Genomic DNA, 11,476 nt, shown 5'->3' on the forward strand with positions numbered 1-11,476 from the left:
GGCCGAGGGGCTGTCCGGGCTCACCGGCGGCGGGACCGGTCTCTACGACACCGCCCTGGCCGCCTACCGGCAGGCGCTGCGCGACTACCGCCCCGGCTACTCCAACGCCGTCGTGCTGATGACCGACGGTGAGAACGAGGACCCGGGCTCGATCGCGCTCGCCGAGCTCGTCCGCAGGCTGCGGGAGCTGCGCGACCCCGAGCGTCCGGTGCGCGTCGTGGGGATCGCGATCAGCGACGACGCGGACCTCGGTGCCCTGCAGCGGATGGCCGACGCCACGGACGGCGACGCCTACCTCGCCGCGGAGCCGGAGGACATCCTGGAGGTCTTCGCCCGCGCGGTGCTGTCCCGCTGAGCCCCGCTCAGGGAAGCAGCAGGACGACGGTCTCCGCGACGCAGGCGGGCTTGTCGCCGCCCTCGATCTCGATCGTGTAGCGCAGCAGCATCTGCTTGCCCGTGGGCAGGTCGGTGACCTCACCCATCGCGACGTGCGCGCGCACCCGCGACCCCACGCGCACCGGCGAGGGGAAGCGGACCTTGTTGACGCCGTAGTTGAGCTTGGCCCCGGGCGTCTCCAGGGAGAAGACCTGGCTGCCCAGGAAGGGCACGAGCGACAGGGTGAGGTAGCCGTGCGCGATCGTGGCGCCGAAGGGACCGGTCGCCGCCCGCTCCGGGTCGACGTGGATCCACTGGTGGTCGCCGGTGGCCGCGGCGAACCCGTCGATGCGGTCCTGGTCGATCCGGATCCAGTCGGAGGTGCCGAGATCGGTGCCGGTCGCCGCGGCGACCTCGTCGAGGTTCGTGAAGGTGCGCATGGGTGCAAGGTTAGGCCTGCGAGGATGTGCGCCGTGACGACTCCCACTCGCGACGAGGTACGCCGCGCCCCCAAGGTCCTGCTCCACGACCACCTCGACGGCGGCCTCCGCCCCCAGACGATCATCGACCTCGCGGCCGACTGCCGCCACACGCTGCCGGAGACCGACGCCGCGTCCYTGGGACGCTGGTTCGCCGAGTCCGCCGACTCCGGGTCCCTGGTGCGCTACCTGGAGACCTTCGACCACACCGTCGCCGTGATGCAGACCGGGCCGGCGATCACCCGGGTGGCCCGGGAGTGCGTCGAGGACCTCCTCGCCGACGGCGTGGTCTACGCCGAGGTGCGCTACGCCCCCGAGCAGCACGTGGCGGGCGGCCTGACCCTCGACGAGGTCGTGGGAGCCGTCCAGGAGGGCTTCGACGCGGCGGTCGAGGCCGCCGGCGGGCGGATCGTCGTCCGCCAGCTGCTCACCGCCATGCGTCACCAGGCACGCTCGATGGAGATCGCCGAGCTCGCGGTCGCGTGGCGTGACCGGGGGGTCGCCGGCTTCGACATCGCCGGCGCCGAGGCCGGCTTCCCGCCCACCCGCCACCTCGACGCGTTCGAGTACCTCCAGCGGGAGAGCTCGCACTTCACCATCCACGCCGGGGAGGCGTTCGGGCTGCCGTCCATCTGGGAGGCCATCCAGTGGTGCGGCGCCGACCGGCTCGGTCACGGGGTGCGCATCATCGACGACATCACCGTCGACGACGACGGCTCGGTCGAGCTCGGCCGGCTGGCGGCGTACGTCCGCGACAAGCGGATCCCGCTGGAGATGTGTCCCGCCTCCAACGTGCAGACCGGTGCCGCGACCTCGATCGCGGAGCACCCCATCGGGCTGCTGACGCGGCTGCGCTTCCGGGTCACCGTCAACACCGACAACCGGCTGATGAGCCAGACGTCGATGACCGACGAGATGTCCTCGCTGGTGGAGGCGTTCGGCTACGACCTCGACGACCTGCGCTGGTTCACCGTCAACGCCATGAAGTCGGCGTTCCTGCCCTTCGACGAGCGGCTCGAGATCATCGACCGGGTCATCAAGCCCGGGTACGCCGCCCTGGCCGGGGTCAGCGGCTGACGGAGGCGCGGTCGACGACGGCCCACGGCACCCGCCAGCCGCCGCAGCCCTCGAGGTGGCCGCCGAGCCATCCGTCACGGCTGAAGCGGGTCCGCCGCCCGGAGGCCGGCTCGTAGCAGGTGACGACGCCGTGGGACACGCCCACGGCCAGGACCACGTGCCTCGGCGTCCACCGGTCGCCGACGTAGACGGGGGTGGGTCCCGAGGCGAGCGACCCCACGAGGGCGTCGTACGCCGCTGCCCGCCGGCGCACCGTCACGACGTACACCGTCCTGCCGCCGACCTGGTCGGCCAGCGACCACGGCGCGGTCCCGAGGGTCCGGGCCCAGGGCACCTGGAGCCCGCCGCGCCGGTCGAGAGCGCGGTTGGTGCTGCGGTGCGCCGCCCACACCTCCGCCGCGAAGCGCGCGCGGGCCGCCTCCGGGCCACCGCGCAGGACCTGCTCGCGGTAGTCGGGCGACTCGGTCATCCGCAGCGCGACGAGCACCGACGGGCCGCACGTACGGCGGTCCGGCTGGGCGAGCAGCACCGGCCAGAAGGAGGTCACGGGACCAGTGTGACCAACCGGTCGTGGGCCTCGTCGGGCGTGACCGGCTCGCACCCGAGCTCGACGGCGTGGGCGACCACGCGTCGTTGGTCGCGCAGCAGCGCCAGCCCGCGACGGACGAGCACGAGAGGCGGCTTGCGGTGCTCGCGCAGGTCCCGGGTGAGGCGACGCCAGAAGGTGACGACCGGGTGCTGGCGCACGCAGTACGCCGCGGCGAGCAGTCCCGTGGACGCGCAGGCGGAGACCACCTGGGGGGCGAAGATCCCCTCCGCGACGAAGACCCGGGCGTCGCCGAGCTCGAGAAGCCGAGACCCGGAGCGGCCGTTCTGCGCGATCTCGTAGACCGGTACCTGGGCGTGACCGTCGCGGCACAGCGAGGTCAACGCGGTCAGCGCGTCCTCCAGGTGCCAGGAGTCCGGGTGGTCCCAGTCGACGATGCCGGCGTTCGCCCCGTCGGTGATCCGGGGGAGCGTGGGGTCGTCGCCGTCCTTGTAGAAGTCGTCGAGGCGCAGGACCGGCAGCCCCAGCCGCTCGGCGAGACGGGACTTGCCTGCTCCGCTGGGGCCGGCGAGGACGACGACCCGGGCGGGCACGTGGGAGTCGGGCACGGGCGACCATTCTGCCGTGCCCGGGGCCGGGCGGTGTCGGCGCCGTCACGGACTCCGCCATTCCCCCGCGGGACGGGGGGTTGTGCACCTATCGTCAGCGCGGTCGTAGGTCAAGCCCCCCCGAAAGGTTTCCAGATGGGAACGAAGAGTCATCCCGGTGCGTCGTCGCGTGCGGGTGCTGGTGTGCGCAACCTGGTGATCGTGGTGATCACTGCCATGGTGGGCGGGATCGCCTGGCTGGGCTGGCAGGTCGTGTCCGGTGAGCAGGTGCCGGTCGCCGGTGCCGGTGCCGCCACGTGCGAGGCCGACCCGATCACCGTCACCGTCGCCCCGGTGCTCGAGGAGATGATGAAGGAGGCGGCGGACGCCCTTGCCGCCGAGGCCAACTGCATCAACCTCGAGGTCACCGACGCGACCGTCGACGAGGTGCAGGACGGCCTCGACGAGCTCGACGAGAAGGACCGCGCCGCGGCGCTGCCCGACCTCTGGGTCCCCAACTCTCCGGTGTGGCGCACGGTGCTGCAGCGCGTCGGCTTCACCGGCCGCGTCGAGGCCCCGGCCCTGGCCACGAGCCCGGTGGGCCTGGCCAGCGCCCGCGACGGTGCGGTTCCGGCCAGCTGGCTGGAGACGCTCGCCTCCGACCGCCTCGTCATGAGCGACCCGGCGGCCGACGGTGCGTCGGCCTACGCCCTCACCGCCTCCCTGTCCGAGGGCACCAGCCTCGGCGAGGTGCAGAGCGACGTCGTCCCGATGGCCCAGACCTTCGGCGAGAACGTCACCTCGGGCATCGAGGTCGCCACCAACGCCGACGTGATCAAGGCGGGCGAGTCCTACCTCATCCCCATCACCGAGCGGGACTTCGTCATCGCCCGCCGCGGCAACGAGGCGCTGCGCTGGAGTGCGCCGGCGACCGGCTCGCCGATGCTCAGCTACCCGCTCGTCGCCGCCCGCGCGCAGACCGGCATGACCCTCGGCACCGGGTCGCTCGACCCGGTCCGTGCCGCCGGCGACAAGATCGCGGAGTTCTTCGCCACGGACACGGTGCTCGCGGAGCTGACCGACACCTACCTGCGCGGCCCCGACGGCGCGGCCCTGCCCGACGAGGTGGAGGCGCCCCCGACCGAGATCCTCGACGAGGCCACCGTGTCGGAGGCCGACGCGGTCCTGCGCAACTTCCAGGTCCTGACCGTGCCCTCGAGCCTGCTGGCCGTCATCGACGCCTCGGAGTCGATGAACCAGGTGGCCGCGGACGGCCAGACGCGGATGGACTTCGCGGTCAACGCCGCGCTGACGGCCCTCGACGCCTTCCCGGGCCACGCGCGGATCGGCATGTGGGCCTTCTCGACCGACCAGGACGGCCCCGGCAAGGACTGGGTCGAGCTGGCGCCGCTGCGTCGCCTCGACGCTCCGGCCGAGGGTGGTGGCAAGCACCTCAAGCTGCTGCGCCAGCAGGCCGCGGTGCTGCCGACGCTCATCAAGGGCGGCACCGGCCTCTACGACACGGTGCTCGCCGGCTACAGCCAGGCCGTGCGCGACTACAACGAGAACTACTACAACACCTTCGTCATCCTCACCGACGGTGCCAACGACGACCCGAGCTCGATCAGCCTCACGGCGCTGGTCCGGGAGCTCAAGGCGATGTACGACCCGGCCAACCCGGTGAGCATCGTCGCGGTCGGCATCAGCCAGGACGCCGACATGGATRCCCTGGGCAAGATGGCCGAGGTCACCAGTGGTGGCGCGTTCCTCGCCGAGCAGCCGCAGGACATCCTCAACGTGCTGGCCACGTCGCTGCTGACCCGCGACTGACCCAGGACGCCGTTTCGACACCAGCGGGTACGACGACACCGGCCCGGCGCGATCTCGCGCCGGGCCGGTGTGCTGTCTGCTGGTCGCTCAGATGCCGATCGGGTGCCAGACCGTCTTGGTCTCCAGCCAGTCCGTCATCCGGTCGGTGCCGGGCGTGGCGGTCCAGTCGATCTCGGCCAGGGGGGCGCGGCGTACCCGCTTGAGGTTGTCGGCCGCGGCCACCTCGAGCGAGGTCGCCAGGGCGGGGTCCTCGACGCCGGTGAGGTCGAGGCCGTTGACGTCCATGTGCGAGGCCAGCCACGGCGCGATCTCCGCGGCCGAGCCGGTGAGCACGTTGACCACGCCGCCGGGCAGGTCGGAGGTGGCCATCACCTCGGCCAGGGTGATCGCGGTGAGCGGGTGCGGCTCGCTGGCGATCACGACGCACGTGTTGCCGGTCGTGATGATCGGCGCGACGACGCTGACGAGCGCGAGCAGCGGGCCGCGCGGGGCGACCACCGCCACCACGCCGGTCGGCTCGGGGGAGGAGATGTTGAAGTACGGCCCGGCCACCGGGTTGGCGGTGCCGACGACCTGGGTGATCTTGTCGGCCCACCCGGCGTACCAGACGAGACGGTCGATCGCGGCGTCGACCGCGGCGTTGGCCTTGGCGGCCGACACCCCTTCGGTGGCCCGCAGCTCGGCGACGAACTGGTCGCGCCGGCCCTCGAGCACCTCGGCGATGCGGTAGACGACCTGGCCGCGGTTGTACGCCGTGCGGCCGGACCAGCCGCCGAACGCTTTGCGGGCGGCGACGACGGCGTCCCGGGCGTCCTTGCGGGAGGCCTGGGAGGCGTTGGCCAGCAGCGCGCCCTTGGCGTCGTTGACGAGGTAGGTGCGCCCGGACTCCGAGCGGGGGAACGCGCCGCCGATGTAGAGCTTGTAGGTCTTCTTCACGTCGATGCGCGCCATCAGGCGTCCGCTCCCTTCAGGTAGGCGGCCAGGCCGGGGAGGCCGCCCTCTCGGCCGTAGCCCGACTCCTTGTAGCCGCCGAACGGCGACGTCGGGTCGAACTTGTTGAACGTGTTGGCCCACACGACCCCCGCCCGCAGGTGGTTGGCCATCCACAGGATGCGGGAGCCCTTGTCGGTCCACACGCCCGCGGAGAGCCCGAACGGCGTGTTGTTGGCCTTCTCGACCGCCTCGGCGGGGGTGCGGAAGGTCAGCACCGAGAGCACCGGCCCGAAGATCTCCTCGCGGGCGATGCGGTGGGCCTGGGTGACGCCGGTGAAGACGGTCGGCGGGAACCAGAAGCCCTGCTGCGGCAGCTCGCACGCGGGCGACCAGCGCTCGCCGGCCCCCGATACCTCCTGCTCGCCGATGTCGGAGAGCTCGCGGATCTTGGCCAGCTGCTCGGCGGAGTTGATGGCACCGACGTCGGTGTTCTTGTCCAGCGGGTCGCCGACGCGCAGCGTGGACATCCGGCGCTTGAGGCGCTCCATGACCTCGTCGGCGACGTTCTCCTGCACCAGCAGCCGCGAGCCCGCGCAGCACACGTGGCCCTGGTTGAAGAAGATGCCGTTGACGATCCCCTCGACGGCCTGGTCGATGGGCGCGTCGTCGAAGACGATGTTGGCGGCCTTGCCGCCGAGCTCGAGGGTGACCTTCTTGCGCGTGCCGGCGACGGCCCGGGCGATGGCCTTGCCGACGTCGGTCGAGCCGGTGAAGGCCACCTTGTCGACGTCGGGGTGGGACACCAGGGCCTGGCCGGTCGCGCCGGCGCCCGTGACGATGTTGACCACGCCGGGCGGCAGGTCGGCCTGCTGGCAGATCTCGGCGAAGAGCAGTGCGGTCAACGGGGTCGTCTCTGCGGGCTTGAGGACCACCGTGTTGCCGGCGGCCAGCGCCGGGGCGATCTTCCACGCCAGCATCAGCAGCGGGAAGTTCCAGGGGATGACCTGGCCGGCGACGCCGTGGGCCTGCGGGTTGGGCCCGAGGCCGGCGTGCTCGAGCTTGTCGGCCCACCCGGCGTAGTAGAAGAAGAAGGCGGCGACGGTCGGGATGTCGACGTCGCGGGACTCCTTGATCGGCTTGCCGTTGTCGATCGACTCGAGCACGGCGAGCTCGCGGCCGCGCTCCTGGATGATCCGGGCGATCCGGAAGAGGTACTTCGCCCGCTCGCTGCCGGGCATCCGCGACCAGACGCGGGTGTAGGCCCGTCGGGCGGCCTTGACGGCCAGGTCGATGTCGGCCTCGTCGGCCTCGGCGACCTCGGCCAGGACCTCCTCGGTCGCGGGGCTGATCGTCTTGAAGCTCCGGCCGTGGCCGTCGACGAACTCACCGTCGACGAACAGGCCGTACGACGGCTTGATGTCGACGATCGCACGCGACTCGGGGGCCGGGGCGTACTCGAAGAACGGGGTGGCGGTGTCGGGCACCTTGACCATGATTCGCCTCAGTCCAGGGTGAAGTAGTCGGGACCGGAGTAGCGGCCGGTCTGCATCTTGGTGCGCTGCATCAGCAGGTCGTTGAGCAGCGTGGAGGCTCCGAAGCGGAACCAGTCGGGGTCGAGCCAGTCGGGACCGGCGACCTCGTTGACCATGACGAGGTACTTGATCGCGTCCTTGGACGCGCGGATGCCGCCGGCAGGCTTGACGCCGACCATCGCACCGGTCGTCTCGCGGAAGTCGCGGACGGCCTCGAGCATGATCATCGTGACCGGCAGCGTGGCGGCCGGCTGGACCTTGCCGGTGGAGGTCTTGATGAAGTGTCCGCCGGCCATCATCGCCAGCCAGGAGGCGCGGCGGACGTTGTCGTAGGTCTGGAGCTCACCGGTTTCGAAGATGACCTTGAGGTGGGCGTCCTCGCCGTCGGGGCGGGCACAGGCCTCGCGCACCGCGACGATCTCGTCGTACACCTGCTGGTAGCGGCCGGAGAGGAACGCGCCGCGGTCGATGACCATGTCGATCTCGTCGGCACCGGCCTCGACGGCGTCGCGGGTGTCGGCCAGCTTGATGTCCAGGGCCGCGCGACCGCTGGGGAAGGCGGTGGCGACCGCGGCGACGTGCACGCCCGAGTCGCCCAGCGTCTGCTTGGCGGTCGCGACCATGTCGGGGTAGACGCAGACGGCGGCCGCGGCTGGGCACGACGGGTCGGCGGGGTCGGGGCGCATGGCCTTGGAGGCCAGCGCCCGGACCTTGCCCGGGGTGTCCTGGCCCTCGAGCGTGGTCAGGTCGACCATGCGGATCGCGAGGTCGATCGCGAACGCCTTGGAGGTCGTCTTGATCGACCGGGTGCCCAGGCTGGCGGCGCGGGCCTCCGCGCCGACCTGGTCGACTCCGGGGAGGCCGTGGAGGAAGCGGCGCAAGGAGGACTCGGACGAGGTGATGTCGTCGAAGACCCCTGCACTCGCCGTTGAGGCAGAAGTGGTCGTCACCGTCCCAGCATAGGGTTGGAGGTCGCCTCGTGGACAAACCGCGAGGGCCCCCGAAGGAGTGTGGATGCAGCAGCAGCCGGTGGAGCAGTTCCACGCGACGAGCGGGCGGGTGACGGCCGTCCTGGTGCTCGTGCTGGCCGGGGTCGTGGTGATCGTCGGTGTGGCCGACCCGGGCTCGGTGTCGGTCGCGATCGTCGCCGGCGCCGTGCTCTCCGCGGTGCTCGCGTGGGCGTCCATGCTGCGCCCCGCCCTGTGGGTGAGCGGGGACCACCTGGTCATGCGCAACATGCTCGAGACGGTCCACGTCCCCCTCGCGGCCATCGAGCAGCTCGCGGTGCGTCAGGTGCTGGCCGTGCGGGCGGGGGACCGGCGCTACGTCTCCACCGTGGTCGGGCGACCGTGGCGCAGGGCCGTGCGCACCCGCCGTACGCAGGACGCACCCGCCGAGGGCGGCGTGCCGGGCAACCCGTCGTACGCCGACTTCGTCGAGGAGCGGCTCCACCTGCTCATGGAGCAGGCGCGCACGGCGGCGGGCGTGCGGTCGCTCTCCGACGAGCAGGCCGCCCTGGCCGCAGGGGTGCGCCGGGAGCCCGCCCTGCTGCCCATCGGGCTGGCCCTCGTCGCGTTCGTGGTGTTCGTGGCCTCGCTGGTGCTGTGAGGGCCCCTCAGAGGCCCGCAGCGGCCTTGACGTCGGTGGCGATCGCATCCAGCCGGCCGGCCGCGGCGATCCGGGCGGCGTCGACCCCACCGTCGGCCTCGACCGGCACGACCACCTCGAGGTAGCACTTCACCTTGGGCTCGGTGCCGCTGGGGCGGACGATGACCCGGGCGCCGTCGGCGAGGGAGTACCGCAGGCCGTCCGTGGGAGGCAGCGTGTCGCTGCCCAGCGAGAGGTCGTCGACCCGCTGCACGGCGAGGCCGCCGAGCGTGGTCGGCGGAGTGGATCGCAGCCGCTCCATGGTCGCGCCGATGGCGGCGAGGTCGTCGAAGCGCACCGAGAGCTGGTCGGTGGCGTGCAGCCCGTGCTCGAGGGCGATGTCGTCGAGCAGGTCGGTGAGCCCCCGGCCCTCGGCCTTGGCGGCGGCTGCCAGCTCGCACACCAGCACGAGCGCGGAGATCCCGTCCTTGTCCTTCACGTGCTCGGGGTCGACGCAGTAGCCCAGCGCCTCCTCGTAGCCGAAGGCGAGGCCCTCGACGCGACCGATCCACTTGAAGCCGGTGAGCGTCTCCTCGTGCGGCTGCCCGGCCGCCGCCGCCATCTTGGCCAGCAGGGACGAGGAGACGATCGAGTTGGCGTAGGTGCCGTGCTTGCCGCGGCTCAACAGGTGGTGGCCGAGCAGTGCACCCACCTCGTCGCCGCGCAGCATCCGCCAGCCGTGCGGGCCGGGCACCGCGACGGCGCAGCGATCGGCGTCGGGGTCGTTGGCCACGACGATGTCGGCGCCCTTGGCGGCCGCGAGGGCCATCGCGAGGTCCATGGCCCCCGGCTCCTCGGGGTTGGGGAAGGCGACGGTGGGGAAGTCCGGGTCCGGCTGCTCCTGCTCCTCCACGACGTGCGGGGCGGAGAAGCCGGCCGTCTCCAGGGCCTGTGCGACCGCCGTGCCGCCCACGCCGTGCAGCGGGGTGTAGACGGTGACGAGGTCGCGGGGGCCGTCGGCGGCCAGCTCGGCCACGGTGTCGAGGTAGCGGTCCACGATCCGCTCGTCGACCGTGGTCCCGGCCCCACCCCGGGGCACGTCGGCGAGCGCGCCCACCGCCGCGATGCGCTCGGCGATGCCGGTGTCGGAGGGCGGCACGATCTGGCTGCCGTCGCCGAGGTAGACCTTGTAGCCGTTGTCCTGCGGCGGGTTGTGGCTGGCGGTGACCATGACCCCGGCCACGCAGCCGAGCTCGCGGATCGCGTAGGCGAGCAGGGGAGTGGGCAGCGGCCGCGGCATCGTCATGGCCTTGAAGCCGGCACCGGTCATCACCTCCGCGGTGTCGCGAGCGAAGACGTCGCTGTTGTGGCGGGCGTCGTACCCGATCACGACGGTGCCGCCGCCCGCTCCGGTGTCCTGGAGGTACGCCGCGAGGCCCGCCGCCGCCCGGATGACGACCACGCGGTTCATCCGGTTCGACCCGGCGCCGAGCGCGCCGCGCAGGCCCGCCGTGCCGAACTCCAGGGTGCCCGCGAAGCGGTCGGCCAGGTCGGCGGTGTCGCCCCCGGCGTCGACGTCAGCGACGACGGCCTCCAGCTCGGCCCGGGTGGCCGGGTCCGGGTCCTCGGCGGCCCAGGCGCGGGCGAGGTCGAGGAGGTGGGTGGGGTCGACGGTGGCGGTGCTCATGGGGGCACGGTATCGGCGGCGGTCCCGAGACGGCTCCTCACGCCCTACGGTGACGGTCATGGACGTGGTCACGCTCGGGAGCGACCAGCTGGACGCGGCGGCTCGCGCCGACCTCCGTGCCCTCTGGGCGCGTGCCTTCGGGGATCGCTTCGACGACCACGACGCCGACCACGCCTACGGCGGGGTGCACGTGATGACGCGTGTCGGCGGCCGGGCGGTATGCCACGCGAGCGCCGTGCCGCGACGCATCCGCTTCGGCGACGGGCCGTGGTGCACCGTCGGCTACGTGGAGGCCGTGGCAACCGACCCCGCGCGCCAGGGGGAGGGGATCGGCCGGCGCGCGATGGAGGCGCTCCAGCACGAGATCGCCGCCCGGTGGCCGGCGGCCATGCTCTCCACCGGGCGCGCGACCGGCTTCTACGAGTCGCTCGGCTGGGAGAGGTGGCACGGGGCGTCGTACACCAGGACATTCTCGGGAGTCGTTGCCGACGGCGAGCACGGAGGGCTCATGGTCCTGCGCCTCGACCGATCGGTCGTCCCGGACCTGGGCGTGGGCGTGACCTGCGAGGACCGGGCCGGCGACGCCTGGTGAGGCGCGCGGCTCATCGCCTGGCTCGTCGACGCGGAAGAGTGGATGGTCGGGGAGGTGTCCGACTCCGAGGGCGGGTTCCGCCGAAGGGCGATCAGAGTTCCGCGGTTCTGTCCCCAGGCGATCGTGCCTGCCGATTCGTCCCCAGGCCGTGAATCGGCCCTTCCCTTCGCGGGCCGACCGAGGTAAGATCGAACACATGTTCGAAGGATTGCTAGGCGACGTACCGGGTGGCCCCTTCACGGGTCACCCG

General features: G+C 72.3%; 12 protein-coding genes. 5 read left to right on the plus strand and 7 right to left on the minus strand.

Going from position 1 to position 11,476, the window contains the following annotated elements:
- Positions 1-355: VWA domain-containing protein (locus tag ACXJKL_RS05175; protein WP_457205990.1), on the plus strand; the 355-nt coding region annotated here is incomplete at its 5' end.
- 7 nt (positions 356-362) lie between these two features.
- Here ACXJKL_RS05175 and ACXJKL_RS05180 read toward each other — a convergent pair.
- Entirely contained in the window at positions 363-815 is a 453-nt protein-coding gene (locus ACXJKL_RS05180; protein WP_457205991.1) for a MaoC family dehydratase, read from the minus strand.
- Positions 816-848: 33 nt separating this feature from the next.
- On the opposite strand from ACXJKL_RS05180, the gene ACXJKL_RS05185 reads away from it, so the two are divergent.
- Positions 849-1,931 carry an adenosine deaminase gene (locus ACXJKL_RS05185; protein ID WP_457205992.1) on the plus strand — a complete coding sequence of 361 codons (1,083 nt, stop codon included), beginning with the start codon at positions 849-851 and terminating at the stop codon, positions 1,929-1,931.
- Here ACXJKL_RS05185 and ACXJKL_RS05190 read toward each other — a convergent pair.
- Positions 1,921-2,478, minus strand: coding sequence for a hypothetical protein (locus tag ACXJKL_RS05190; RefSeq protein ID WP_457205993.1), 558 nt, complete (start codon positions 2,476-2,478; stop codon positions 1,921-1,923). The two genes, ACXJKL_RS05185 and ACXJKL_RS05190, sit on opposite strands and share 11 nt — an antisense overlap.
- On the minus strand, positions 2,475-3,086 hold the full coding sequence (locus tag ACXJKL_RS05195; RefSeq protein ID WP_457205994.1) for an ATP-binding protein: 612 nt from the start codon (positions 3,084-3,086) through the stop codon (positions 2,475-2,477). Before ACXJKL_RS05195 ends, ACXJKL_RS05190 begins: the two co-directional genes overlap by 4 nt.
- Positions 3,087-3,221: 135 nt before the next feature.
- Here ACXJKL_RS05195 and ACXJKL_RS05200 point away from each other — a divergent pair, with 135 nt between their 5' ends.
- Positions 3,222-4,895 (plus strand): substrate-binding domain-containing protein, encoded by a 1,674-nt coding sequence (locus tag ACXJKL_RS05200; RefSeq protein WP_457205995.1) that lies wholly within the window; start codon positions 3,222-3,224, stop codon positions 4,893-4,895.
- Positions 4,896-4,982: 87 nt separating this feature from the next.
- Here the strand turns inward: ACXJKL_RS05200 and ACXJKL_RS05205 are convergent, their stop codons facing one another.
- From ACXJKL_RS05205 to deoC, 3 genes are read right to left on the minus strand one after another with little or no spacing between them, the layout of a single operon-like run.
- Positions 4,983-5,846: an aldehyde dehydrogenase family protein gene (locus ACXJKL_RS05205; RefSeq protein ID WP_457205996.1), complete on the minus strand. Its 864-nt coding sequence runs from the start codon at positions 5,844-5,846 to the stop codon at positions 4,983-4,985.
- Entirely contained in the window at positions 5,846-7,321 is a 1,476-nt protein-coding gene (locus ACXJKL_RS05210) for an aldehyde dehydrogenase family protein (protein WP_457205997.1), read from the minus strand. Before ACXJKL_RS05210 ends, ACXJKL_RS05205 begins: the two co-directional genes overlap by 1 nt.
- Positions 7,322-7,329: 8 nt before the next feature.
- Positions 7,330-8,310: a deoxyribose-phosphate aldolase gene (gene deoC / locus ACXJKL_RS05215; RefSeq protein ID WP_457205998.1), complete on the minus strand. Its 981-nt coding sequence runs from the start codon at positions 8,308-8,310 to the stop codon at positions 7,330-7,332.
- 64 nt (positions 8,311-8,374) lie between these two features.
- Between deoC and ACXJKL_RS05220 the strand changes: the two genes are divergently transcribed.
- The gene (locus tag ACXJKL_RS05220; protein ID WP_457205999.1) at positions 8,375-8,968 is read left to right on the plus strand and encodes a hypothetical protein; all 594 of its coding nucleotides are present in this window, start codon (positions 8,375-8,377) and stop codon (positions 8,966-8,968) included.
- A gap of 7 nt (positions 8,969-8,975) precedes the next feature.
- On the opposite strand, the gene ACXJKL_RS05225 is transcribed toward ACXJKL_RS05220, so the two are convergent.
- The gene (locus ACXJKL_RS05225; protein WP_457206000.1) at positions 8,976-10,634 is read right to left on the minus strand and encodes a phospho-sugar mutase; all 1,659 of its coding nucleotides are present in this window, start codon (positions 10,632-10,634) and stop codon (positions 8,976-8,978) included.
- A 58-nt stretch (positions 10,635-10,692) separates the two neighbouring features.
- On the opposite strand from ACXJKL_RS05225, the gene ACXJKL_RS05230 reads away from it, so the two are divergent.
- Positions 10,693-11,226, plus strand: coding sequence for a GNAT family N-acetyltransferase (locus tag ACXJKL_RS05230; RefSeq protein ID WP_457206001.1), 534 nt, complete (start codon positions 10,693-10,695; stop codon positions 11,224-11,226).
- Positions 11,227-11,476 lie beyond the last annotated feature (250 nt).

This window comes from Nocardioides sp. P5_C9_2 (genome assembly GCF_054049555.1).

Excerpts from the sequence above, each read along its gene's own strand:
- ACXJKL_RS05180 (WP_457205991.1), bottom strand. The coding sequence starts at position 815 with ATGCGCACCTTCACGAACCTCGACGAGGTCGCCGCGGCGACCGGCACC.
- ACXJKL_RS05205 (WP_457205996.1), bottom strand. The coding sequence starts at position 5,846 with ATGGCGCGCATCGACGTGAAGAAGACCTACAAGCTCTACATCGGCGGC.
- ACXJKL_RS05210 (WP_457205997.1), bottom strand. The coding sequence starts at position 7,321 with ATGGTCAAGGTGCCCGACACCGCCACCCCGTTCTTCGAGTACGCCCCG.
- ACXJKL_RS05220 (WP_457205999.1), top strand. The coding sequence starts at position 8,375 with ATGCAGCAGCAGCCGGTGGAGCAGTTCCACGCGACGAGCGGGCGGGTG.
- ACXJKL_RS05225 (WP_457206000.1), bottom strand. The coding sequence starts at position 10,634 with ATGAGCACCGCCACCGTCGACCCCACCCACCTCCTCGACCTCGCCCGC.
- ACXJKL_RS05230 (WP_457206001.1), top strand. The coding sequence starts at position 10,693 with ATGGACGTGGTCACGCTCGGGAGCGACCAGCTGGACGCGGCGGCTCGC.